The 23077-nt window shown below is 71.0% G+C and carries 20 protein-coding genes and 2 pseudogenes; 10 read left to right on the forward strand and 12 right to left on the reverse strand.

All coding sequences use genetic code 11. The annotated features are described in order from the left end of the window. The first annotated feature begins 45 nt into the window (after positions 1–45). Positions 46–1449, forward strand: coding sequence for a cytochrome P450 family protein (locus L7N97_RS12255; protein WP_237478546.1), 1404 nt, complete (start codon positions 46–48; stop codon positions 1447–1449). Here L7N97_RS12255 and L7N97_RS12260 read toward each other — a convergent pair. From L7N97_RS12260 to L7N97_RS12270, 3 genes are all read right to left on the reverse strand, one after another. Beyond that, entirely contained in the window at positions 1352–4609 is a 3258-nt protein-coding gene (locus L7N97_RS12260) for a TRCF domain-containing protein (protein ID WP_237478547.1), read from the reverse strand. The two genes, L7N97_RS12255 and L7N97_RS12260, sit on opposite strands and share 98 nt — an antisense overlap. 125 nt (positions 4610–4734) lie before the next feature. Further along, positions 4735–4986 (reverse strand): BQ00720 family protein, encoded by a 252-nt coding sequence (locus L7N97_RS12265; protein WP_237478548.1) that lies wholly within the window; start codon positions 4984–4986, stop codon positions 4735–4737. 9 nt (positions 4987–4995) lie between these two features. Next, complete coding sequence (locus L7N97_RS12270; RefSeq protein ID WP_237478549.1) at positions 4996–5430, reverse strand: Hsp20 family protein; 435 nt, start codon at positions 5428–5430, stop codon at positions 4996–4998. Positions 5431–5617: 187 nt separating this feature from the next. On the opposite strand from L7N97_RS12270, the gene L7N97_RS12275 reads away from it, so the two are divergent. Continuing rightward, entirely contained in the window at positions 5618–5989 is a 372-nt protein-coding gene (locus L7N97_RS12275; RefSeq protein WP_237478550.1) for an endonuclease domain-containing protein, read from the forward strand. A 79-nt stretch (positions 5990–6068) separates the two neighbouring features. Here L7N97_RS12275 and L7N97_RS12280 read toward each other — a convergent pair whose 3' ends face one another. Continuing rightward, entirely contained in the window at positions 6069–7061 is a 993-nt protein-coding gene (locus tag L7N97_RS12280; RefSeq protein ID WP_237478551.1) for a 2-hydroxyacid dehydrogenase, read from the reverse strand. Positions 7062–7202: 141 nt separating this feature from the next. On the opposite strand from L7N97_RS12280, the gene L7N97_RS12285 reads away from it, so the two are divergent. Continuing rightward, positions 7203–7739 carry an SH3 domain-containing protein gene (locus tag L7N97_RS12285; RefSeq protein ID WP_237478552.1) on the forward strand — a complete coding sequence of 179 codons (537 nt, stop codon included), beginning with the start codon at positions 7203–7205 and terminating at the stop codon, positions 7737–7739. Positions 7740–7847: 108 nt separating this feature from the next. Then, positions 7848–8897, forward strand: coding sequence for a dipeptidase (locus tag L7N97_RS12290; protein WP_237478553.1), 1050 nt, complete (start codon positions 7848–7850; stop codon positions 8895–8897). A gap of 38 nt (positions 8898–8935) precedes the next feature. Here the strand turns inward: L7N97_RS12290 and L7N97_RS12295 are convergent, their stop codons facing one another. Both L7N97_RS12295 and L7N97_RS12300 read right to left on the reverse strand, forming a co-directional pair. Then, a complete protein-coding gene (locus tag L7N97_RS12295; protein WP_237478554.1) occupies positions 8936–9388 on the reverse strand; it encodes a hypothetical protein in 453 nt (150 codons plus the stop codon). 297 nt (positions 9389–9685) lie between these two features. Next, the gene (locus L7N97_RS12300; RefSeq protein ID WP_237478555.1) at positions 9686–11977 is read right to left on the reverse strand and encodes a class I SAM-dependent DNA methyltransferase; all 2292 of its coding nucleotides are present in this window, start codon (positions 11975–11977) and stop codon (positions 9686–9688) included. A gap of 168 nt (positions 11978–12145) precedes the next feature. Here L7N97_RS12300 and L7N97_RS12305 point away from each other — a divergent pair, with 168 nt between their 5' ends. Further along, positions 12146–12358, forward strand: coding sequence for a hypothetical protein (locus L7N97_RS12305; RefSeq protein ID WP_237478556.1), 213 nt, complete (start codon positions 12146–12148; stop codon positions 12356–12358). A 4-nt stretch (positions 12359–12362) separates the two neighbouring features. On the opposite strand, the gene L7N97_RS12310 is transcribed toward L7N97_RS12305, so the two are convergent. The 6 genes from L7N97_RS12310 to L7N97_RS12335 form a co-directional block, all read right to left on the reverse strand. Continuing rightward, positions 12363–12821, reverse strand: coding sequence for a DUF3291 domain-containing protein (locus tag L7N97_RS12310; protein WP_237478557.1), 459 nt, complete (start codon positions 12819–12821; stop codon positions 12363–12365). 288 nt (positions 12822–13109) lie between these two features. Continuing rightward, positions 13110–13715 carry a GNAT family N-acetyltransferase gene (locus tag L7N97_RS12315; RefSeq protein ID WP_237478558.1) on the reverse strand — a complete coding sequence of 202 codons (606 nt, stop codon included), beginning with the start codon at positions 13713–13715 and terminating at the stop codon, positions 13110–13112. A gap of 15 nt (positions 13716–13730) precedes the next feature. Then, entirely contained in the window at positions 13731–15005 is a 1275-nt protein-coding gene (locus L7N97_RS12320) for a M16 family metallopeptidase (protein ID WP_237478559.1), read from the reverse strand. Further along, positions 15002–16411, reverse strand: a complete 1410-nt coding sequence (gene thrC / locus L7N97_RS12325) for a threonine synthase (RefSeq protein ID WP_237478560.1) — start codon at positions 16409–16411, stop codon at positions 15002–15004. Before thrC ends, L7N97_RS12320 begins: the two co-directional genes overlap by 4 nt. A 121-nt stretch (positions 16412–16532) precedes the next feature. After that, on the reverse strand, positions 16533–18047 hold the full coding sequence (amaB, locus tag L7N97_RS12330) for an L-piperidine-6-carboxylate dehydrogenase (RefSeq protein ID WP_237478561.1): 1515 nt from the start codon (positions 18045–18047) through the stop codon (positions 16533–16535). Positions 18048–18365: 318 nt separating this feature from the next. Then, positions 18366–19535: a phosphoserine transaminase gene (locus L7N97_RS12335; protein ID WP_237478562.1), complete on the reverse strand. Its 1170-nt coding sequence runs from the start codon at positions 19533–19535 to the stop codon at positions 18366–18368. A 149-nt stretch (positions 19536–19684) separates the two neighbouring features. Between L7N97_RS12335 and L7N97_RS12340 the strand changes: the two genes are divergently transcribed. The 5 genes and pseudogenes from L7N97_RS12340 (at position 19685) to L7N97_RS12360 (ending at position 22826) form a co-directional block, all read left to right on the forward strand. Then, the gene (locus tag L7N97_RS12340; protein WP_237478563.1) at positions 19685–20293 is read left to right on the forward strand and encodes a hypothetical protein; all 609 of its coding nucleotides are present in this window, start codon (positions 19685–19687) and stop codon (positions 20291–20293) included. Positions 20294–20340: 47 nt separating this feature from the next. After that, on the forward strand, positions 20341–20757 hold the full coding sequence (locus L7N97_RS30540; RefSeq protein ID WP_237479109.1) for a transposase: 417 nt from the start codon (positions 20341–20343) through the stop codon (positions 20755–20757). After that, positions 20673–21110 (forward strand): annotated as a pseudogene (locus tag L7N97_RS30545) (IS5 family transposase); the annotation flags it as partial. The gene L7N97_RS30540 and the pseudogene L7N97_RS30545, both read left to right, overlap by 85 nt. A 95-nt stretch (positions 21111–21205) precedes the next feature. Beyond that, a pseudogene (locus L7N97_RS12355) lies at positions 21206–22160 on the forward strand (IS630 family transposase). Positions 22161–22241: 81 nt separating this feature from the next. Further along, positions 22242–22826, forward strand: coding sequence for a hypothetical protein (locus L7N97_RS12360; protein ID WP_237478564.1), 585 nt, complete (start codon positions 22242–22244; stop codon positions 22824–22826). The last annotated feature ends 251 nt before the right edge of the window (positions 22827–23077 follow it).

Below are 23077 nucleotides of genomic sequence, written 5' to 3' on the forward strand. Positions count from 1 at the left end.
AAGCTTCCGCCGCTCGCGGACGGCTGCCCGGAGAAGGACCGATCCTTGAAAGCTGTCCGTTGGGACCCCGCCAGCCGGGGTGACGCCTACGCCTATTACGCGGAGCTGAGGCGCCACACGCCGGTCATCAAGGCGACGATCCCGACCCGCGGCACGGGATGGGTGGTGACGCGCTACGAGGACGTGCTCAAGGTCCACAAGGACCCGCGCTTCTCGACCGACCCCCGCAACGCCAAGCGCACGCCGATGTTCGGCTTCGGCGGCCCCTACGCGCCCAAGCTCATCAAGCTCGTCGGCGCCTCCATGGTCAGCGTCGACGATCCCGCCCACGCGCGGCTGCGCCGCCTCGTGTCCAAGGTGTTCACGCCGCGCGCCGTGGCCGACATGGCGCCGTGGATCGAGGGCATGGTCGACACCCTGCTCGACGAGGCCGCGGCCAGGGGGCGGGGCGGCGCCCCCGTCGACCTGATGGACGCGTTCTGCCTGCCGCTGCCGCTGCGCGTCATCTCCGAGATGCTGGGCATCCCAGAGGAGTGGCGGCTGGAGTTCCACGACCAGGTCGTGCGGCTGATCGAGGTCAACGACAAGCCGGTGCGCCGCGCCATGCGCTGGCTCCCCGCCATGCCGAAGCTGCTCAAGTTCTTCGAGGACCTGATCGACCTGCGCCGCCGCGAGCCCGACGGCAAGCTGATCGCCAAGCTCATCGCGGTGGAGGAGGAGGGCGACCACCTCAGCCGCGACGAGCTGATCGGCATGATCTTCCTCCTGCTCTTCGCCGGGCACGAGACCAGCGTGAACCTCATCGGCAACGGCCTGATGGCGCTGATCGACCATCCCGAGCAGATGGAGATGCTGCGCCGCGACCCTTCGCTGATGGAGGGCGCGGTCGAGGAGTTCTTCCGCTACACCAACCCGGTCGAGCACGGCACGCCGCGCTTCGCGCTGGAGGACCTCGAGATCGCCGGGACGCGCATCCGCAAGGGCGACATGGTGATCCTGCTGCTGGCGGCCGCCAACCGCGACGAGGCGGTGTTCGGCGAGCCGGACCGGTTCGACATCCTGCGCCGCGACAACGGCCGGCACCTCGCGCTCGGCTTCGGCCTGCACTACTGCCTCGGCTCGTCCCTGGCGCGGCTCGAAACCAAGATCGCGCTGAACGCCCTGCTGCGCCGCTTCCCCGACCTCGCCCTGGCGGTGCCGCGCGCTTCCGTGCCGTGGCGGCAGGCCACGGGCCTGCGCGGCGTCGTGCGGCTGGAGGTGAGGCTCGGCGAGGAGGCGGCGGACGACGCCGCCTTCGGCGAGGGCTCCTGCCTCGTCACCCCGCTGGAGCCGCGGGGCGAGGCCGGGCCCCTCAGTTCAGCTCGGCCAGCAGGCTCGTCGCCAGCGACAGCCGCTCGCGCGGGGTGTCCGATGGCAGCGGGTAGATCAGCCGAGCGCCCTTCAGCCTGATCCTGTCCCGCAGCGCCGCGGGCGCGCGCTCGGCCAGGGCCGCGGGGTCCCGGCCGGGGCGCAGGTCGAGCGCGATGCCCTTGGGGCCGGCCTCGACCCGCGCGACGCCCTGCTGGCGGCACAGCGCGCGCAGGCGCGTGCGCTCCAGCAGCGCTTCCACCTCGGCGGGCGGCGGCCCGAAGCGGTCGGCCACCTCCTCGGCGACCGCCTCGGCCTCCTGCGGGTCCGACACGCGCGACAGGCGGGCGTAGAGGTTGAGCCGCAGCTCCGGCTCCGGGATGTAGTCGGCCGGCAGCGAGCCCGAATGGTCGACGTGGATCTCGGGCGACCAGTCCTCGACGGTCTCGCCCTTGGCCTCGCGGATGGCGAGCCCCATCAGGTGCTGGTAGAGGCCGAGGCCGATCAGCCTGAGGTGGCCGGCCTGCTCCTCGCCCACGAGGTCGCCGGCGCCGCGCAGGTCGAGGTCCTGCCCCGACAGGGCGAAGCCCGAGCCGAGCCGGTCGAAGGCGGCTAGGCTGCCGAGCCGCCGCATCGCGGCCTCGCCGGCCTCGCCCTCCGTCATGAGGTAGCAGAGGCCCTGCAGCCGCCCGCGCCCGACGCGGCCGCGGATCTGGTGGAGCTGCGACAGGCCGAACAGCTCCGCACCCGCCACCACCATGGTGTTGGCGCGGGGCACGTCGAGCCCGCTCTCGATGATGGAGGTCGCCACCAGCACGTCGCCGTGGCCTTCCGCGAAGTCCACCATGGCGGCGTCAACCTCCTCGGGCGCCATGCGGCCGTGGGCCGACAGCACCGTGAGCTCGGGGCAGCTCTCGGCGAGGCCCTTCGCCATGCGCTCCAGCCCCTCGACGCGGGGCACGATCACGAAGCTCTGCCCGCCGCGCGCCTTCTCGCGCAGCAGCGCGCCGCGCACGGTCGCGGCGTCGTAGGGCGCCACCACGGTGCGGATGGGCCGGCGCCGCGCCGGCGGCGTCGCGATGACGCTGAGGTCCTGCAGCCCCACCAGCGCGGCCTGGAGCGTGCGCGGGATGGGCGTCGCCGTGAGGGTGAGCACGTGCACGCCCGCGCCGAGCTCGCGCAGCCGCGCCTTCTCGGCCGCGCCGAAGCGCTGCTCCTCGTCGACCATCAGGAGGCCGAGCTCCTTGAACGCCACGTCGGCCGCCGCCACCGCGTGGGTGCCGACCACGATGCGGACGGAGCCGTCCGCCAGCCCGGCCTTGACGGCCCTGGCTTCCGCGGGCGGCGTGAGGCGGGACAGGTGAGCGATGCCGATGCCGAGCTCGGCGAAGCGCCGGGTGAAGGTGGCCACGTGCTGGCGCACCAGCACGGTGGTGGGAGCCACCAGCGCGACCTGACGGCCGGCCAGGGCCGCCACGGCGGCGGCGCGCAGCGCGACCTCGGTCTTGCCGAAGCCGACGTCGCCCACGACCAGCCGGTCCATCGGCCGGCCGGAGGCGAGGTCGGCGATCACGGCCGCGATGGCGTCGGCCTGGTCGGGCGTGGGCGGGAAGGGGAAGCGCGCCGTGAAGGCGCGGTAGGCCGCGGCCGGTGCCTTCAGCACCGGCGCCCGCGTTGCCTCGCGCTGGCGGGCGAGGTCGACGAGGGCGCGGGCCGCGGTCGCGATCTCGCCGAAGGCGCGCTGGCGCCGCTTCGGCCAGGAGCCGTCGTCGAGCCGGTCGAGCTTCACCGCGTCGCCGGCGCCGCCATAGCGCCACACCTGGTCGAGCGATTCCACGGGGGCGAGGAGGTCGGCGTCCTTGGCGTAGTCGAGCCGCACGGTGTCGCGCGACCCCGCCGCCTCGGATGCGATGGTCTCGACCGCGCGCAGCACGCCGACGCCGTGGTCGATGTGGATCACCGCGTCGCCGATGGCGAACTCGCCGTCGCCGGCGTGCCAGGGCACCGCCACGGCGTGGTGATGGTGGTGGCCGGCACGGTGGGCGGCCCCGCCCAGCAGGTCGGCCGCGCAGACCATGGTGACCTTCTCCTCGTCGTCGACGAAGCCGTGCTCGGCCGACAGCGCCAGGGTCAGCACCGTGCCCGGCCCGGCCGCCAGCACGCCGGGCCAGCCCTCGGCCCCGTCCACGGGCCGGTCGAGCGCGCGCACGAGCGCGGTGCGGTCCTTCGGCGTCGCGCCCGTCAGCACCACGCGGTGGCCCGCGGCGGCGCGCTCGGCCACGAAGGCGGCGCAGCGCTTCCTCGCGTTCGGGGCGGCGTGGAAATACGGCACCAGGCTCGGCTCGGCGCCGGGCAGGGGCTGGAGGCGCCGCTTCGCGGCGGCGCGCCACTCCTTCTCCGCGAGGTAGAGCGACTCCGGCGGCAGCGGTCGGGCGCCGCCGGCTGCGCGGGATCCGCCCGCCGCCACCGCGTCCCGGTGGTGCTCGGCCGCCTGCGCCAGCACGTCGTCGAGGCGGGAGGCCGCGGTCGGCTCCATCATCAGCGCCGCCTTCGGCAGGAGGTCGAAGACCGTGCGGAGTTCGGGGTAATGCTCCGCCAAGCGGTGCTCCAGGCCGGGGAAGCGGTCGAGCGGCTCGGCGCCCGCGGGCGCCAGCACGGTCGAGACGGGGTCGACCGTGAGAGCCTCGACCGCCTCGACGGAACGCTGGCTCGCGGGGTCGAAGGTGTGGATCGCCGCGATGCGGGCGCCGTCGAGGGCGAGGCGGTAGGGGGCGGGGCCGGGCGGAAACAGGTCGAGCACTTCGCCGCGCAGCGCGAACTCGCCGTGGTCGTCGACGCGGTCGTCGGGGCGGTAGCCGAAGCGCTCCAGCGTGGCCCGCAGGGCGGCGGGATCGACCGCGTCGCCGACCGCGAGGTCGAGCGCCTCGGCGGCGGAGGCCGGCGGCAGGCGCTGCACGGCGGCCTCCAGCGTCGTGACCAGGATCGCGCCGGCCTTTTGCCCCTTCCCGGCGACGTGGGCGTCGAGGCGGCGGAGCGCCGCCATGGTGCGGCCGAGCACGTCGGGGGAGGGGGACGCGCGGTCGTAGGGCAGGCAGTCCCAGGCCGGGATGAAGGCCACCGCCGCTTCCGGCGCCAGCTCCGACAGGAGGTGCGCGATGCCCTCGGCCCGGTGGTCGCCCGAAGCCACGTAGATCAGCGACCGCCCGCGCTCCGCGAAGGGCAGCAGGCGCACGGCGGCGAGGGCGACGGGGAGCTTCGACATCGGGACACTCGGACTACAGCCGAGGTCAAGCCTCGGTGCAGTCCCCAACGCCCCGGCCGGGTCCGGGTTCGCCGCCCCCCGCCGGAACGGACCGCGTGTCGCAGAAGCGTCGCGCGGCGGGGCCGTCAGTGGACGCTGACGGTCTCGAGCTGGTTCTCCGAGGCGTTGGCCAGCGCGGTCTCGCGGCTGTCGGTCAGCAGGATCGGGATGCCGTCGGCGCCGAGCAGCATGAACAGGTCGAGCCCGGGCTGGATCGTCGGCGCCTGCGGGAACAGGCTCGGCACGTCGTCCGAGCGGATCGCCTTCACGTAGGCGATGTCGCCGTGGCCGAGGTGGGCGAATTCGTCGACCGACAGGGGGGCTTGCGTATCGGACATGGTGTTCCCTCAGGTGCTCCGCGGGCGGATGGCGACGCTGCCGTCGGCGCAGCCGACAGCTCGCTGCGCCAGCGCGATCGTCAGGAGGCCGCGGTCGAGTTCGGCGCCGACGACGTCCAGCCCCGGCGCGAGGCGGAAGGCGCGCCGGAAACGGCGGGCCGCGATGCCGCGGTGCAGGAACCGGCCGGGGTCCCCGTCGCCGGTCCCCTCGCCGCTGACGGTGAGTTGGTCCCCTGTCACGAAAATTTCAAGTTGCTCCGGGGCGAAGCCGGCCACCGCGAAGACGAGCCGCAGGCCGCCGCCGGCCGGCTCCGTCACGCGCAGGAGGTCGTAGGGCGGGTAGTTGTCGGGCGCCGCGCCGGCCCTGTCGGCGGCGCGCTCCAGCCCGTGGACGTGCAGCACGACGGCGGCGCGGAGCGGGGTGCGGGCGGGGCGGGGCGTCATGCCGGGCGATCGTAGGACGAAAACCCTAACGGGATCGCCGGGCCAGGATGACGCGGGCAGCGCCCCTCGCGTGCCGTCACGATGGCCGGTACAGTCCCGGGCGCAATCCCCTTCTCCCCTCGCGGGAGAAGGTGCCTCGGCGGAGCCGAGGCGGATGAGGGGGCATGGCGCGACGCGAGAGGCTGCCATGGCGCGATGGGTGCCGAACGAGCAGACCACCTTCGCCCGTCGCCTCCGGCGGGAGATGACGACGGCCGAGACCATGGTCTGGCGCGCCCTGCGCGACGGTCGAGTCGCGGGCGCGAAGTTCCGGCGGCAGGTGCCGGTCGGGCCCTATGTGGCGGATTTCCTATGTCGGGATGCCAAGCTCGTCGTCGAACTCGACGGGGCTCCACACGACGATCCGGAGCAGCGGGTGCGCGACGCCGAGCGCGATGCATGGCTCGGACACCAAGGCTTCCGCGTGCTGCGTTTTTCGAACGATCTCGCGATCGGCGGAACCCAAATCTTGGTTCAACGGGTCGAGGCCGCTCTGAAAACGAGGCGACCAGGAGGCTGAATGCGCGGCGCCACGCCCCCTCATCCGTCAGGCTTCGCCTGACACCTTCTCCCGCGAGGGGAGAAGGGGGCGCCAACCCTCACAGCATCGACGGCAGCACGCGGTCCGGCGGGCGGTGGCCGTCCACGAAGGCGCGGATGTTGACCAGCACCTTCTCGCCCATCTCCAGGCGCCCCTCCTCGGTGGCCGAGCCCATGTGGGGCAGCAGCGTCACCTTGCCGGCCCGCGCCAACCGAACGAGCTTGTTCGGCACCGCGGGCTCGTGCTCGAACACGTCGAGCCCGGCCCCGGCGATCTCGTCGGCCTCCAGCATGCGGGTCAGGGCGGCCTCGTCGATGATCTCGCCGCGCGCCGTGTTGACCAGGATGGCCTCCGGCCGCATCAGCTTGAGCCGCCGCGCCGACAGCAGGTGGTAGGTGGCCGGCGTGTGGGGGCAGTTGACCGACACGATGTCGGTGCGGGCCAGCATCTGGTCGAGCGAGTCCCAGTAGGTCGCCTCCAGCCCCTCCTCGACCTCGGCGGCGAGGCGGCGGCGGTTGTGGTAGTGGATCGACAGGCCGAAGGCCTTGGCGCGGCGCGCCACCGCCTGGCCGATGCGCCCCATGCCGACGATGCCGAGCCTTTTCCCGGTGAGGCGGCTGCCCAGCATGAAGGTCGGCGCCCAGCCGTTCCACTCGCCCGACGGGATCACCCCCGCGCCCGCCACCACGCGGCGCGACACGGACAGGATCAGCGCCATGGTCATGTCGGCCGTGTCCTCCGTGAGGACGCCCGGCGTGTTGGTGACCACGATGCCGCGCTTGTGGGCCGCGTCGACGTCGATGTTGTCCGTGCCGGTGCCGAAATTGGCGATGAGCTTGAGCTGCGGCCCGGCCGCCTCGATCAGCGCGGCGTCGATCCGGTCCGTGACGGTGGGGACCAGCACCTCGGCCTCCGCCATCGCGGCGGCGAGGGCGGCGGGGGAATGGGGCTCGTCGTCGATGTTGAGGTGCGCGTCGAACAGCTCGCGCATCCGCGTCTCGATGCGCTCGGGCAGCTTGCGGGTGACGACGACGTGGGGTTTGCGGGCCATGGCGCTGACGCTTCGCTCCTGCGGACTCGACGGCGCGGCGGGCTTCACCCCGCCTTAACCCTGCCGTCGCTTCATCCTAGCGCATTCAGGCGCGTCCGAAACGGCAAAGGGACGGGCCGCAACGACCCCGAGGACCCGCCCATGCCCATCCCCGCCCGCCTCACCGGACTGGCCCTCACCGGACTGGCTTTGGCGGCGCTGCTGGCGGGCGCGTCGGGCGCCGGCGCCGCCGTCGACCAGAAGGGCCCGATGACCGGCCTGCCGGTGCCGCGCTACGTGAGCCTGAAGTCGGACCGGGTGAACCTGCGCGAGGGCCCCTCGAAGGACCACCGCTCCTCCTACGTGTTCGAGCGCGCGGGCCTGCCCGTGGAGGTGACGGCGGAGTTCGACACCTGGCGCAAGATCCGCGATTCCGAGGGCACGGAGGGCTGGGTGCTCCACTCGCTGCTGTCCGGCCGCCGCACCGCCCTGGTGGCCCCCTGGAAGAAGGACAAGACGCTGCCGCTCTTCCGCGACCCCCGCGCCGACGCCGAGGTGGTGGCCAACCTCCAGCCGGGCGTGATCGGCAGCGTGAAGAAGTGCGACGGCCAATGGTGCCGCATCTACGGCGACGGCTTCGACGGCTACGAGCAGCAGAGCAACCTGTGGGGCGTCTACCCCGGCGAGCAGGTGGAGTAGAGCAACTCCCTTCTCCCGCAGGCGGGAGAAGGAGAAACCCGGCCGCCCTTGCCGCGCGCCCGTCCGGTCCCGATCATCAGGGCCACGCAGCCCCCGAGCCGGACCTCCATGCCCGATCCCGCCCCGATCCCGGTCTTCGACGGCCACAACGACATGCTGCTGCGCTTCGCCCTGCACCGCGAGCGCAGGCCCGAGGAGCTCTTCGCGGGCGACCCCAAGGGCCACATCGACCTGCCGCGCGCCCGCGCGGGCGGGCTCGCGGGCGGGCTCTTCGCCGTGTTCCCGCCGCCGCTGCGCGAGGAGGGGCCGGCGAAGCCCATCACCGAGCGCCCGCCCACCCCCGAACTGGCGCTCGACCCCGCCCGCACCTCGACGGTCGGCATGCTGTCGATCCTCCTGCGGCTGGAGCGCGCCTTCCCGGACGGGCTCGCGGTGTGCCGGACCGTCGCCGAGATCCGCGCCGCCATGGCGGCCGGCCGCGTGGCCGCGGTGATGCACATCGAGGGCGCCGAGGCGGTCGACCCCGACCTCGCCATGCTGGACGTGCTGCACGCGGCGGGCCTGCGCTCGCTCGGCCTCGTGTGGAGCCGCACCAACGCCTTCGCGCACGGCGTGCCGTTCCGCTTCCCCTCCACCGGCGACATCGGCCCCGGCCTCACGGAAGCCGGCCGCGCGCTGGTCAAGGCCTGCAACGGCCTCAAGATCATGGTCGACCTGTCCCACCTCAACGAGGCGGGCTTCTGGGACGTGGCCGCGCTCACGGACGCGCCCCTGGTGGCGAGCCATTCCAACGTCCACGCGCTCTGCGCGTCCTCGCGCAACCTGACCGACCGCCAGCTCGACGCCATCCGCGAAAGCCGCGGCCTCGTGGGGCTGAACTTCGCCACCGCGTTCCTGCGCCCCGACGGCGCCATGCGGGCCGACACCGACCTCGACGTGATGCGCCGCCACCTCGACGCGCTGATCGAGCGGCTGGGCGAGGACGGCGTGGCGCTGGGCTCCGACTTCGACGGCGCCGTGGTGCCCTCGGCCATCGGCTCGGCGGCCGGCCTGCCGGCGCTGTTCGCGCACCTGCGGGGGGCGGGCTACGGCGAGCCGCTGCTGCGCAAGATCGCATCCGAGAACTGGCTCGGGCTGCTGGAGCGCACGTGGGCGTAGATTCCCTTCTCCCGCGAGGGGAGAAGGGGGAGGGCGCGTCAGCGGCCCGCGGCGGCGCGCTCCTGGTTGAGGGCGAAGAGGCGGGCGAGGACCTCCTCGTCGGGGAGGTCGGCGGGCCAGCCGTAGGCGGCCGCCACCGCGGCGTCGAGGCGGCGGTGGGCCATGTCGAGCCAGGCCGGGCGGGCGTTGTAGAGGTTGGTCAGCGTGCGCTTCTTCAGCTCGGCCGCCGCCACGGCGTCGCGCGGCAGCACGCGGTCCGGGTAGCCCGGCACCACCTCGGGCTCGACCCGCACGAGGTCGGGCGGGTTCAGCCACGCCTCCCGCAGCCGGTCCAACTCCGCCGCGGCCTCGGCGATGGCGCGTGCGCGCGGGTCTTCGGCGTAGGACGCCGCCGGGAGGTTCGGGGTCAGGCCCTCGGGGAAGGGGAAGGTCTCGAAGCAGGTCGAGGGCGTGTAGCGCGGGTCGTTGCCGACGCCGAGCCACGTGCCCATACGAAGTGACCAAAGCTCATGAAAGCGAGAGTGAAGGACTCCCAGATTGCAGTGGTCACTACACGTAATGGCAATTAGTTGGTGATCTGCACAAATGAGTGCGCTGATCTGACAGAAAATTCGATATTTTGCGACGGTCGGCGTGACAATATATTGAGGCTGCTCTGCGATGGCCCGCCACATGCCTTGACGTGGCTCGACATGCCTCCACCAATTTACGCGATACGCTTCACGATTATTTTTACTTCTCTCAGGTTGTACGTGAAGCAGAATATGACGAAATGGTGCTTCGTATAGTTAGGCGGCCGCTTCATCCATCGTCCAACCGAAATCGATGATCCACTTATCAGCGGATCGGCGTGTGACATCCATGGCATTACGCCAGGGCTTGAGAACGTCGCTGTTCGGCCGGCCATTTGGATTCTTGGGTGCTCTCAGCCATTGCCGGGCCAATTCGCCCGGCACGTCGAAAGCTCCGCCCTTCGTGTCGCCCATGAAGGCGACGCCCGCGTTCTCCTTCAGCCGCTTCGCCTGAGTGAGGTCCGTCCCGGCCGCCGTCAGGTCCGCGTTGATCCGCTCCGCCGGTGCGCCGTCGAGCTGCGTCCCTCCAAATCCCTCGCCGAAGCCGAGCATGGACACGCGCACGGCGGCGCCTTCCAGCACCCAGGGCTCGTCGGCCCAGGCCTCGTGCAGGGCGCCGGCCGCCGCGATCGGCTCCAGCACCCTGCGGCTCGCGCCGCCCCGCACGGAGTTGGTGGTGACGAGGCCGGCCCGGCGCTCCGCCCCGTCCACCGCCCGCCACGCCTTCTCGACCCAGTAGCAGACGAAGTCCGCCTCCGCGGGCACGCGCCCCCTGTAGGCCGCGAAGAGCCGTTCGACCGCCTCGTCGCCGAGCCCGGCGCGCATCCGCTTGCCGCCGAGGAACGGCGGGTTGCCGACGATGACGTCGGCCTCCGGCCACGCCGCCTCGGTCCCGTCCGGGTTCAGCAGGGCGTCGCGGTTCTCGATCCCGTCGAGCGCCTCCAGCACCGGCTCCGGGTAGCTCGTGTAGCCGTTGCGGCGCTTCCACTGGAGGTCGCCGATCCACAGCGTCACGCGCGCGAGCTCGGCCGCGTAGGGCTCGACCTCGATGCCGTGGAAGCTGCGCAGCGACACGCGCGGCGGCACCTGCGGCACGCCGAGGCGCTCGGCGTCCATCAGGGCGCGCAGCTCGATGTCGCGGATGGCGTGCAGCGCCACGTAGAGGAAGTTGCCCGAGCCGCAGGCGGGGTCGAGCACCCGGAAGCTGGCCAGCCGGTCGAGGAAGCCGTCGCGCAGGTCGCGGGCGCGGTTCAGCGCCACGGTGCGGCGGCGGGCGAGGGCGGTCAGCTCGGGCTGGACCTTCTTCATGGCGCGGCCGGCGGCGCCGGGCAGGCGGGTCGCGCCCGCGTCCTCGAACAGCTCCAGGTTCGCGCCCGTCGCCAGGGCGCGGCGCTCGCCCTCCATCACGAGGTCCGCGCCCGCGGCGTCGAGCGTGGCGGCGACGCGCTCGGTCGCGAGCTTGCGGTCGAGCGCGGCCCCGCGGGCGTCCTCCATGGCGGCGCGGATGCCGTCCGCGACGCCGGCCCATTCGGCGAGCAGCGGCCGCGCGATGACGGGCTCGACGATCTTCAGGATCTTGTCGCGGTCGGTGTAGTGGGCACCGAGGGCTGCGCGCTTGCGCTCCGCCTTCAGCGCCTCCTCGAACAGCGTGCCGAAGATGGCGGGGTCGATCTCGGCCCAGTCGTGCTCGGCGGCGCTGTCCGCGATGAGTCTCAGGTCGTCCGATTCCAGCGGCAGCGCGCCCGCGTCGTCGAACAGGCCGCCGTTGAACCGCAGCACCGCGTCGGCGCCGAAGAAGCCGCCCTCGCCCATGGTGGCGAACAGCGCCTCGAACTGCTGTTTCGCGAGGCGCGGCCGCGCCTGCAGGGCCTTGACCATGCGGACCAAGGGTTTTCCGACCAGGATGCCGGCGTGCTCCGCGAAGAGGCAGAAGATCACGCGGTTGAGGAAGTGCGCCACCGCGCGCGGGTCGTGCCCGCGCTCCTGCAGGCGGCGGCCGAGGCCGCCGAAGCGCTCGGCGGCGTCGTGCGTGATCGCTTGCGGGCTGGTGCCGGGGCGCAGCCGCTCCGAGCCGCGGAACACGTCGCGGAGCTGGTCGAGTTTTCCGGGCTCGTGGAGGTCGTCGAGGGAGAACTCCAGGCGGCGCGACACCGTGTTGGTCCAGTTGGTGTGGACCACGATGCGCTCCATGTCGGAGACGACGAGGTAGGGCGGGTTCTGCAGGTCGAGCGCGTAGGCCTGGAGCTGGCGCAGCGCGGCCCCGAGGTCCTTGTGCTTGCCCTTGTATTCCCAGCCGAAGCAGCCGCGCCGCCACACGTCGGCCCAGCCGTCGCCGCCGCCCACCTTCTCGGCCCCGCGCTCGAAGCAGTAGCGCTCGCCGAAGGGGTCGTCCTCGGTCGGCGTCGGCTCGCCGATGAGCGCGCACAGGTCGTTGAAATGCGACTGGGCGCCCTGCCGCTCGCGCAGCGTGCTGTCGCCCCACTTCCTGATGAACTCGGCCGGTGTCATGCGTCGGGGATCTTGCGGGCTCGCGGGGTGAGGCCCGGCACAGTACAGCGCCGCCCCGCCGGGGTCAGCCCGCACCGCCGCCCCGGAGGACCGGACTTCCGCGCCCTGGCCGCGCCGCCGGGCCGCCCTAACCTATGATGCCCGACCCATCGAGGCGAGAGACTCTGCATGACCAGCTTCAAGATCATCGGCGCCGCCTGCGCCCTGGCGCTCCTGTCGGCCGGCGGCGCCGCGGCGGCCCCCATGGCGCACCAGGACCTGACGCCCGCCGCCTCCGCCGCCACGGCCGCGTCGCTGACCGGCAGCTCGATGGCGGGCAAGCGCAAGCAGCGCCAGCGCACCCGCACCACGCGCTGCAACAACGTCCCCTCGCGCTGCTGATCCTTCAGCCCGGCGGCGGGAAGGCGCGCGCCACCGTGAAGGCGGCGGCCGTCGGCCCGTCGCGGCGCAGACGGTCCAGCCGGTCGCGCGCCTCGGCGAGGTCCGGCCGGTGGCCGGCCGGCACCCACCACAGGGCGAGGTGGTTCTCCATCCGGTCGAACCACTCGCGGCGGCGCGCCATGATCCCCCGGTGCGCCGCGTCGCCGTAGACGAAGGCGACCAGCGCGTCGCGGTCCGTCCAGACCGACAGGTTGGCGGCGACGCGCGGGTCGCCGAAGGCTTCCGCGCCCGAAGCGAGCGCGCCCGCGCCGCGCAGCCGCCACACGAAGCCCGGCTGGCGCTCCGCCGCGGCGTCCACCTCGGCCAGGGCCGCGAGATAGGGGGCGTTGGCGGGGTCGACGGCGGGGACGCGGAAGCGGGCGAGGTTGAGCTGGGCGAGGTGGAAGATGCTGGGAAGCGTCATGAGTCCTGCGTGGCACCGGCTCGGTCGCGCCCGGTCCGCCTCCTCCACCGCGCTCCGCGCGGTCCCCCTCCTCCGCTGCGCAGAGGAGGATCAGCGCACGACGCTCGCCGCTTTGATCCTCCTCCGCCCGCGGAGGAGGGGGACCACCCGAAGGGTGGTGGAGGAGGCGGACCGGGTCCGACCATTCCGATCTGACCCTGGAACAGCGGCCCGGATCGGATCGAGATGTTCAGCCTCGTTCACGATACGGGCGAGGCCATGGTGTGCAAAGGCGTCGGGGAAAACCCGTCACCCCATGCGCCGCTGCGGCGGGTTGACCGGGTCGCCGTCGAGCAGGGCGAAGAGGACGTGGTCCTGCCAGCGGCCGTCGATGCGCAGGTAGGCGCGGGCGTAGCCCTCCTTCACGAAGCCGACGCTCTGCAGGAGCCGCATCGAGGCCTCGTTGTGGGGCAGGCAGGCGGCTTCGAGCCGGTGCAGGCGCAGCGTGCCGAAGACGAAGCCCGCCGCGGTGCGGACCGCGCGGCTCATGTAGCCGCGGCCCGCGAAGGCGTGGCCCATCCAGTAGCCGAGCGTCGCGGTCTGCGACACGCCGCGGCGGATCTGCCCGACGGTGAGGCCGCCCACCAGCGTGTCGTCGTCGCGGAACACCAGGAACGGGAAGGCCTCGTCGCGGCTCATCTCCTCGCCGTGCAGGCGGATGCGGCGGCGGAAGGCCGCGCGCGTCAGGTCGTCCGACGGCCACACGGGCTCCCAGGGCGACAGGAACTGGCGCGAGCGCTCGCGCAAGGATGCCCACTCGTCGAAGTCGCGCATCTCGGCCGGGCGGAGGTAGACGCCGTCGCCCCGCACCAGCGTGGCGGCGTCGAAACTCGGTCCCAGCCGGAACAGCGCCATCCGCGTCAGGCCCCCTCAGTGCCGCGAAGCCGTGATCCCTAAACGCGCCGCGACCGCGTCGGGTCCCGGCACCTTGGACACGGGGCCGATGGCCGACACGGTGGGGGCCGAGCGGATCATCGCCGCGCCGGTCGCCCGCGCCGACTCCACCGTCACGGCGTCGACCTCGCGCAGGATCTCGTCGGCGTCGATCAGGCGGCCGTAGGCCATGTGCTGGCGGGCGATCTGCTCGGCGCGCGAGGAGGAGGATTCCATCGCCACCAGCAGCGACACCTTGAGCTGCGCCTTCGCGCGCTCGACCTCCTCGCGCGTCAGCGTCGCGGTCGCCTCGGCGAGGCAGTCGAGCGCCACGGGCACGAGCTCGGCGACGTTGGCGGCGCCCGTGGCGGCGTAGAAGCCGAACAGGCCGGTGTCGGCGTAGGTCCAGTCGAAGCTGTTGATCGTGTAGGCGAGGCCGCGCTCCTCGCGCACTTCCTGAAACAGCCGGGACGACATGCCGCCGCCCACCGCGTGGGAGAAGACGTGCGCGTCGTAGCGGCGCGGGTCGTGGAACGACAGGCCCTCGAAGCCGACCACGATGTGGGCCTGCTCGAGCCGGCGCTTCAGCCGCACGTCGCCACCGCGGTAGTCCGCCGCGGGCGCGGGCGGCGCGTCGAGGTTCTGCAGCCCCGCGAAGCGGCGCTCGGCCTCGGCCACCACCGTGTCGTGGTCCACCGCGCCGGCGGCGGCGATCACGGTCTGGTCCGCCCGGTAGCGGCGCTCCAGGAAGCCCCTCACGGCGTCGCGGTCGAAGCGCCTGACGCCGGCGGGCGTGCCGAGGATCGGGCGGCCGATGGGCTGGCCGGGATAGGCGTGCTCGGTGAAGAGCTCGAAGACGAGGTCGTCCGGCACGTCCTCAACGGCGCCGAGTTCCTGGAGCACCACCTCCTTCTCGCGCTCGATCTCGGCGGGGTCGAAGGCGCTGTCGGTGAGGATGTCGGACAGGATGTCGAGCGCGAGGGGCGCGTCGCCGGGCAGCACGCGGGCGTAATAGGCGGTCTGCTCGGTCGAGGTGGCGGCGTTGAGGTCGCCGCCCGCGCCCTCGATCTCCTCGGCGATGCGCCGCGCCGACCGCGTCCTCGTGCCCTTGAAGGCCATGTGCTCCAGGAAGTGCGACAGGCCGTGCTCGGCCTCGGTCTCGTGGCGCGAGCCGATGCCCACCCACAGGCCCAGCGAAGTCGTGTGCATGTGGGGGATGTGGTCGGTGATGATCCGCAGCCCGGACGGGAGCGTCGTGACGCGCGCCGTCACGCGGCGGCCTCGGCCGTCGCCCGGTCGCGGATGAAGCGCTCGACGGCCTCGACGGCGTTGGGCAGCACGGTGAAGCGCTCGGGCCGGTGCAGCAGGTCGGCGAGGTGGGCCGGCAGGGCGGGGCGCTGGCCGGTGGCGCGCTCGACCGCGTCCGGGAACTTCGCGGGATGCGCGGTGCCGAGCACCACCACGGGGGTGGCGGGGTCGCGCTCCAGCGCGCCGCGCGCCGCCGCAACGCCCACCGCCGTGTGGGGGTCGAGCACCACGCCGGCCTCGCGGTACGTGCGCCGCATCTCGGCCTGCGTCCCGTCCTCGTCGACCCGCACGCCGTCGAACTCGGCGCGGATGCGCGCCATGGGGCCCTCCGCGATCGCGAAGCGGCCCGACTGGCCGAGGCCCGCCATCAACCCGCGCACCGCGGCGTCGTCGCGGCCGTAGGCCTCGAACAGCAGCCGCTCGAAGTTCGACGACACCTGGATGTCCATGGAGGGGGACTGCGTCGGGCGCACGCCCTGCACCTCGTAGATGCCGGTGGCGAGGCAGCGGGCCAGGATGTCGTTCTCGTTGGTGGCGACGACCAGCCGGTCGACCGGCAGGCCCATGGACTTGGCGATCCAGCCCGCCAGCACGTCGCCGAAGTTGCCGGTCGGCACCGCGAAGGACACCTTCCGGTGCGGCGCGCCGAGCGCGACCGCGCCGGTGAAGAAGTAGACGAGCTGGGCCAGCACGCGCGCCCAATTGATCGAGTTGACCCCGGACAGGTTCATCTCGTCGCGGAAGCCGTGGTGGTTGAACATGGCCTTCACGATGGCCTGGCAGTCGTCGAAGGTGCCCTCCACCGCGATCGCGTGGATGTTGGGCGCGTCGACGCCGGTCATCTGGCGGCGCTGCACGTCCGACACGCGGCCGTGCGGGTAGAGGATGAAGACGTCGACGGCGGGCAGGCCGCGGAAGGCCTCGATGGCGGCCGCGCCCGTGTCGCCCGAGGTGGCGCCCACCACGGTGGTGCGCCGGCCGCGGCGCCCCAGCACCTCCTGCATCATGCGCCCGAGCAACTGCATCGCCACGTCCTTGAAGGCGAGCGTGGGGCCGTGGAAGATCTCGAGCAGGTACAAGTTGCTGTCGAGCTGGCTCAGCGGCACCACGGCCGGGTGGCGGAAGGTGCCGTAGGCGCCCTCCGTCATGGCCCGCAGGGCGCCGGGCGCGAAGCAGTCGCCCGTGAAGGGGGCGATGAGCCGCTCCGCGACCTCCGCATAGGGGCGGCCCGCGAGGCCGGCGATGGCGGCGGCGTCGAGCGTCGGCAGGGACTCGGGCAGGTACAGGCCGCCGTCGCGCGCGAGGCCGGCCAGCAGCACGTCCTCGAAGCCGAGGCGGGGGGCCGTGCCGCGCGTCGAAAGGTAGTTCACGGGTCGAAGGTCCTCGAAGCCGCGCGGGGCGGCCGAATGGGGGAGGGGGCTGGCGGGCAGTTCACCACACGTTTCGGGTGAGGCGTCAAGGCGGAGGCCGACGGGGCGCGACCGCTCCGTCTCACACCTCGAACCGCACGCCCTGGGCCAGCGGCAGGGCGCGGCCGTAGTTCACGGCGTTGGTCTGGCGGCGCATGTAGCCCTTCCAGGCGTCGGAGCCGGATTCGCGCCCGCCGCCGGTCTCCTTCTCGCCCCCGAAGGCCCCGCCGATCTCGGCGCCCGAGGGCCCCATGTTGACGTTGGCGATGCCGCAGTCCGAGCCCTGCGCCGACAGGTACCGCTCGACCTCGCGCAGGTCGTTGCCGAAGATCGAGGAGGACAGGCCCTGCGGGACCCCGTTCTGGAGCGCGATGGCCTCGTCGAGGTCGCGATACTTCATCGCGTAGAGGATCGGCGCGAAGGTTTCCTCGACCACGGGGCCGTGCTGCCCCGGCATCTCGACCAGCGCGGGGCGGGCGTAGAACGAGCCCTCGCCGTTCACGTCCACGCGCCCGCCGCCGTGCACGGTGCCGCCGGCGGCCCGCGCCGCCTCCAGCGCCGCCTCCATGGCGAGGAAAGCGTCGCCGTCGATCAGCGGGCCCACCAGCGCGTCGCCCTCCACGGGGCTGCCGACCGCGATGGTGCGGCACACGCCGGCCAGCCGCGGCACGAGCGCGTCGTAGACGTCCTCGTGCACGATGAGGCGGCGCAGCGTGGTGCAGCGCTGGCCGGCCGTGCCCATGGCCGCGAAGGCCACGGCGCGCAGCGTGAGGTCGAGGTCGGCCGAGGGCGTGACGATCGAGGCGTTGTTGCCGCCGAGCTCCAGGATGGATCTTCCGAAGCGCCGCGCCAGACGCTCGCCGACCGCGCGGCCCATGCGGGTCGAGCCCGTGGCGGAGACCACCGGCACGCGGGGATCGTCGACCAGCGCCTCGCCGACGTCGCGCCCGCCGATCAGCAGCGTCGCGAGGCCCTCCGGCGCCTCGGCGCCGAAGCGCGCGGCCGCGCGCCGGAACAGCGCGTCGACCGCCAGCGCGGTCAGCGGCGCCTTCTCGGAGGGCTTCCACACGATGGCGTCGCCGCAGACCAGCGCCAGCGCGGCGTTCCAGGACCAGACCGCGACGGGGAAGTTGAAGGCCGAGATGATGCCCACCACGCCGGCCGGGTGCCACTGCTCGGCCAGGCGATGGTCGGGCCGCTCGGAGGGCAGCACGAGGCCGCCGATCTGCCGCGACAGGCCGGTGGCGAAGTCGCAGATGTCGATCATCTCCTGGACCTCGCCGAGGCCCTCCGACGCGACCTTGCCGACCTCTAGCGTGACGAGGCGGCCGAGCGCCGCCTTGGCGGCGCGCAGCTCCTCCCCGAGCAGGCGCACCAGCTCGCCCCGCCGCGGCGCCGGCACGAGGCGCCAGCGCAGGAAGGCCGCGTGGGCGCGGGCGACGGCCTCGGGCACGGCCGCGGCGGGCGTCTCGGCCGCGGCGCCGATGCTCTCGCCGGTGATGGGCGAGCGCGCGGTGAGCGTGCCGCCGATGAAGCGCTCCTCCGCGACGCCGAGGTCGGCGAGGATGCGGCGGACGTCGGCGGCGATGGCGGTCATGGCGCGGGGTCTCGGCGGGTGCGGTCGCGCTTCTATAGCGCATCGGCGACGGCCGCGCCCTTCCCCCCTCCGGGGAGAAGGTGACCCGACGACGTCGGGTCGGATGAGGGGTCGGGGCGCGGTGCTCTCCGCTGTCATCCCGGCCTTGAGCCGGGATCCAGCGGTGCGGCGGGGTGCCCCTTCGGCCGGTGGAACCCAGCCGTTCGGTCGGATCCCGGCTCAAGGCCGGGATGACAGGTCTGGGAGGGCAGCGCCAGGCCCCCTCATCCGTCAGGCTCCGCCTGACACCTTCTCCCGCGAGGGGAGAAGGGCACTCGCTCACTCCTCCAGCTCGTCCTTCGCCACCCCGTAGGCCCAGTCGAGCCAGCCCGTCAGCGCTTCGACGTCGGCCGTCTCGACGGTGGCGCCGCACCACACGCGCAGGCCCGCGGGGGCGTCGCGGTAGGAGGCGATGTCGTAGGCCACGCCCTCGCGCTCCAGCAGCGCCGACAGCTTCTTCGCGAACGCCGCCTGCTCGGCCTCGGGCCGGGCCGTGACGGCGGGGTCGACCACGCGCAGGCAGACCGAGGTGTTGGACTGGATCGCGGGGTCCTGCGCGAGGTTGGCGATCCAGGGGGTGCGCCGCACCCAGGCGTCGAGCGCCGCCGCGTTGCGGTCCGCGCGGGCCACCAGCCCGTCGAGCCCGCCGACCGAGCGGCCCCACTCCAGCGCGTCGAGGTAATCCTCCACGCACAGCATGGAGGGCGTGTTGATCGTGTCGCCCTTGAAGATCCCCTCGATCAGCTTGCCGCCCGACACCATGCGGAAGATTTTGGGGAGCGGCCGCGGCGGCTCGAAGCTCAGCAGCCGCTCGACGGCGCGGGGGGACAGCACCAGCATGCCGTGCGCCGCCTCGCCGCCCATCGCCTTCTGCCAGGAGAAGGTGACGACGTCCAACCTGTCCCACGGCAGGCGCTGCGCGAAGGCCGCCGAGGTGGCGTCGCAGATCGTCAGGCCCGCGCGGTCCGCCGGGATCGCGGCGCCGGCCGGCACGCGGCAGCCCGAGGTGGTGCCGTTCCACGTGAAAACCACGTCGTGGTCGAAATCGACCTCGGCGAAGTCGACGACCTGGCCGTAGGGCGCCTTCAGCACGCGGGCGTCCGGCAGGCGGAGCTGCTTCACGGCGTCCGTCACCCAGGACTCGCCGAAGGACTCCCAGGCCAGCAGGTCGACGGGCCGCGCCCCGAGCAGGCTCCACATCGCCATCTCGACCGCGCCGGTGTCAGAGGCCGGCACGATGCCGATCCGGTAGTCGGCCGGCACCTCCAGCACTTCGCGGGTGAGGGTGATGGCGGCCTGCAGCTTGTCCCGGCCGACCGGCGCGCGGTGCGAGCGGCCGAGCGCCGCGCCCTCCAGCGCTTCGAGCGACCAGCCGGGGCGCTTGGCGCAGGGGCCGGAGGAGAAGCAGGGGTTGGCCGGCCGGCGGGCCGGGGGGGTGCGCGTCATCATGAGCCCTCGGGACGGGGGTGGCGGGGTCGGCGAGGGTGGTGGGGGAGGAGGGGAGGGGGTGTCAAGGCGGGCGGTGTTTCGGATTTCTTTGCACGGAGCTGAAAAACAATGGCATGTTGTTCGGTGAATTCTATCGGGATCGAACGTCCATGCCCCTACTCGCTCTCTGGGCGACGAACCAGGAAGCTGTCGATCAGTTCAGTATCGAGCAGGTGGTCGCAACAGCAGGCGATGGCATTCTGCGCGATCAATCTATATGTTCGAAAGAATTAAGAGAATACCTATCACAGATTTCAACAAACAAGATCGAGCAATATGTCGCTCATTGTCTCGGCATTGCATTTACCCGAAGCGGAATGGTGCTCCAGGATTTGGTCAATGAGCTTGGCCGGAGGCTTGAGTATGGTGTCAAAAACGGGCGCTATCAAGGAACCAGCAATGCGATCGGCTATGACGGACTCTGGATGTCCCCAGAAGATCATACCATTATTGCAGAGGTAAAGACCACAGATAGTTATCGTATATTGCTTGATACACTGATCGCCTACCGTGAAAAGCTGATAGCGGAAAGGTCGATTGTTTCGACCTCTTCGGTTTTGATCGTCGTCGGTCGACAAGATACAGGCGAGTTAGAGGCGCAGATTCGCGGGTCAAGGCATGCTTGGGATATTCGCCTCATCAGCGTGGAGTCGCTAGGCCGTGTGGACGAATTTAGAGCAGCAACGCTTTTGGGGATTCCCTTGCTGGCTCAGGTCTGATTCTCATGCCCCGAGGCATTCGGGGGGTGAGATCGATGTCGACGCGAATGACGGAGCAAGACTGGACGCATACACTCGCGGTGTTCCGCGCCTGCCTTCCCCGGCGGGGACGGAAGGCAACAGATGATCGGCTTTTTCTTGAAGCGCTTCATTTTTTCAGCGTCGAAAATGTTCGCTGGCGCGCTTTGCCCGAGCGCTTCGGTTTGTGGAACAGCGTGTGGAAGCGGTTTGATCGGTTAAGCCAGGCCGGCGTGTTCGAAGCCTTCTTCGACACGCTCGCGTCGATGAGCGACACCGCTCATCTCGTTCAGATGTTCGACTCGACTATCGTGCGCGCCCATGTGTCGGCAGCCGGCGCAAAAGGGGGCAGCACGGACAAGCCCTCGGTCGCTCTCGCGGCGGCTTCACCACGAAGATCCATGCCAAGTCCGACGCTTCCGGCGACATCATCGCCTTTGATCTGACCGGCGGTGAAGCTTCCGACGGGCGACACTTCGAAACCCTGCTCGACATCGGCCCCGATCTTCAGCCCCGTGCCGTGATCTGCGACAAGGGCTATGCCAGCAAAGCCAACCGAGACGCCGCGAGGACGCGCGGTATCGCCCCTGTGATCCCCCACAAAGCGAACGAGAAGAACAAGCCGGCCTTCTTCGCTCGCACCCTTTACAAGGCCCGGGCCCGCATCGAGCAGGGCATCGGTCGGCTGAAGCGCTTCAAGCGCGTCGCCCTCCGATGCGAGAAGACCGCAAGAAACTTCCGATCCATCGTCGCTTTCGCCGCAGGACTGTGCTTGGTCAAATTCGTCCACACCGCCTAGTCGCTTTAGAGCTGCTGCCGCTCAGGTTGGCTCGGGCGAGGTAGCGCAGGGGGCGGTGCTGTGATTCGGTGGTGGCCGGATCACGGAGAAGACCGATGCCCCGAGCTTTGTCGCTGGACCTGCGCGAGCGGGTGATTGCCGCCATCGAGGAGGGCGCGTCCTGCCGCGAGGCGGCGGAGCGCTTCAGCGTCGGGGTGGCGACGGCCATCCGGTGGCGCGCACGCTTCCGGGCCGAGGGCGAGATCGCGGCCAAGCCGATGGGTGGGGACCGGCACTCCCACCGAACTGAGGCCCATTCGGCCGCCATCCTGAAGGCCTACGAGGCGCGCCCGCAGATCTATCTGCGCGAGGTGAGGGACGTGCTGGGGGAAAGCGGCGCCACGGCAAGCCTGAGCGGGCTGTCCCGCTTCTTCCGGCGTCACGGCATCACCCGTAAAAAGGGGATCTGCACGCCGCCGAACAGGACAGGCCCGACGTGATGGAGGCACGCGAGGCCCGGTTCGAGGGGCAACTCGACATCGACCCTGATCGCGTCGTGTTCCTGGACGAGACCGCCACCGCCACCAACATGGAGCGGCGTTACGGGCGGGCTCCGCGGGGCGAGCGCTGCCGCATCGCGGTGCCCCACGGCCACTACAAGACCACCACCGTCACGGCCGCCCTGCGGGCGAGCGGTCCTTCGCGATCGACCTCATGGACGGGGCCACAAACGGGACGCGGTTCCTATGCTACGTCACCGGCACGCTCGTGCCCGCGCTCAAACCAGGTGACACGGTCGTCATGGACAACCTCGCGGCCCACAAGGTGACCGGCGTCCGGCAGGCCATCAAAGCGGCGGGGGCGAAGCTGCTCTACCTTCCGGCCTACAGCCCGGACTTCAACCCGATCGAGCAAGCCTTCGCAAAGCTGAAGGCCCTGCTGCGCACCGCGGCGGCCCGCACTGTCCCCGACCTGTGGGCTGCCATCCGCGACGCCTTCACGCGCTTCAGACCCGATGAGTGCCGAAACTATCTCGCTGCAGCAGGCTACGATGCCTATGACCCAACCTGAGCGGCAACAGCTCTAGTGAAACTGAAGGAAAATACAGAAGCGTCAGAGACCAGTCGCAAGATTAGAAGCATTCTGGCGCCCATGGAATACACGAAGCTCGATAAGCTTATTGAAATCGTGTTCACCGCGGCAACGGACTCCGAGGGTGGTGCTGATCCGCCGCAGATGGAGCGTGATGAGCCTAGCTTGGAATTACAGACCAGCGGCGACCGAAGAGATGTGGACAAACTCCAGCTTTGTCGCGAACGAATTGCGCTCACTGTGTCGGGGAAATTTGGAACTTCATTGATCAAGAGAAGTCGGGCGATGTATTGGAGCGCGGATCATACAAGACGCATGATTTGTGCTATTTCGAAGCGATATGAACGTCGCGGTGCTCCACCATACTGGTACGCATATCACCCGCAATGGGATGATTTTCTCAAAGATGATCTAAATTCCGTCTTCGTCCTTGGGTGCGCGGATCTGCCAAAAGCGTTTGTCATACCACGTACGGTCATGCAGACACTGCTCCCAGGACTTAATATAACCATTCGAGAAGGGAACTCGTATTACTGGCACATTCACATCAATGAGCGTAATGCGGGTGATTATAGCATATCGCTGCCGAAAATGGCATCAGCATTTAGTTTGAAATCTTTCGAGACGGCGCTCAAACTGTTGTGACGACACAGAACAAAGGATCGATTGATGATGGTTGCTAATGCTGCGAAAGCCGAAATCGCGCGGCGCTTTACCGAGGAGATCGATGCCATCGCGAGCCGCAGAGCGGCGCCCGACTGCGCCGAGCGGTTGCGCGTATTCCACGCTTGGTTCGACGCTGAATGCGCGCGGATATAGGACGGTAGCGCAGACCTCGGAACTGCGGCGAGGCCGAACCGGATGACGGCTGACCGTTCAGCCCCTGTATTGCTCGA

Origin of the sequence: Lichenibacterium dinghuense (assembly GCF_021730615.1) — a bacterium.
Lineage (GTDB): Bacteria > Pseudomonadota > Alphaproteobacteria > Rhizobiales > Beijerinckiaceae > Lichenihabitans > Lichenihabitans dinghuensis.

Bases quoted from the DNA above. Each gene is read 5' to 3' on its own strand.
- L7N97_RS30540 (WP_237479109.1), top strand. From the start codon at position 20,341: ATGACGGAGCAAGACTGGACGCATACACTCGCGGTGTTCCGCGCCTGC.
- L7N97_RS12310 (WP_237478557.1), bottom strand. From the start codon at position 12,821: ATGACGCTTCCCAGCATCTTCCACCTCGCCCAGCTCAACCTCGCCCGC.
- L7N97_RS12335 (WP_237478562.1), bottom strand. From the start codon at position 19,535: ATGATGACGCGCACCCCCCCGGCCCGCCGGCCGGCCAACCCCTGCTTC.
- L7N97_RS12340 (WP_237478563.1), top strand. From the start codon at position 19,685: ATGCCCCTACTCGCTCTCTGGGCGACGAACCAGGAAGCTGTCGATCAG.
- L7N97_RS12295 (WP_237478554.1), bottom strand. From the start codon at position 9,388: ATGGGCACGTGGCTCGGCGTCGGCAACGACCCGCGCTACACGCCCTCG.
- L7N97_RS12315 (WP_237478558.1), bottom strand. From the start codon at position 13,715: ATGGCGCTGTTCCGGCTGGGACCGAGTTTCGACGCCGCCACGCTGGTG.
- L7N97_RS12285 (WP_237478552.1), top strand. From the start codon at position 7,203: ATGCCCATCCCCGCCCGCCTCACCGGACTGGCCCTCACCGGACTGGCT.
- L7N97_RS12360 (WP_237478564.1), top strand. From the start codon at position 22,242: ATGGAATACACGAAGCTCGATAAGCTTATTGAAATCGTGTTCACCGCG.
- L7N97_RS12290 (WP_237478553.1), top strand. From the start codon at position 7,848: ATGCCCGATCCCGCCCCGATCCCGGTCTTCGACGGCCACAACGACATG.
- L7N97_RS12305 (WP_237478556.1), top strand. From the start codon at position 12,146: ATGACCAGCTTCAAGATCATCGGCGCCGCCTGCGCCCTGGCGCTCCTG.
- L7N97_RS12300 (WP_237478555.1), bottom strand. From the start codon at position 11,977: ATGACACCGGCCGAGTTCATCAGGAAGTGGGGCGACAGCACGCTGCGC.
- L7N97_RS12260 (WP_237478547.1), bottom strand. From the start codon at position 4,609: ATGTCGAAGCTCCCCGTCGCCCTCGCCGCCGTGCGCCTGCTGCCCTTC.
- L7N97_RS12270 (WP_237478549.1), bottom strand. From the start codon at position 5,430: ATGACGCCCCGCCCCGCCCGCACCCCGCTCCGCGCCGCCGTCGTGCTG.
- L7N97_RS12275 (WP_237478550.1), top strand. From the start codon at position 5,618: ATGGCGCGATGGGTGCCGAACGAGCAGACCACCTTCGCCCGTCGCCTC.
- L7N97_RS12265 (WP_237478548.1), bottom strand. From the start codon at position 4,986: ATGTCCGATACGCAAGCCCCCCTGTCGGTCGACGAATTCGCCCACCTC.
- amaB (WP_237478561.1), bottom strand. From the start codon at position 18,047: ATGACCGCCATCGCCGCCGACGTCCGCCGCATCCTCGCCGACCTCGGC.
- L7N97_RS12280 (WP_237478551.1), bottom strand. From the start codon at position 7,061: ATGGCCCGCAAACCCCACGTCGTCGTCACCCGCAAGCTGCCCGAGCGC.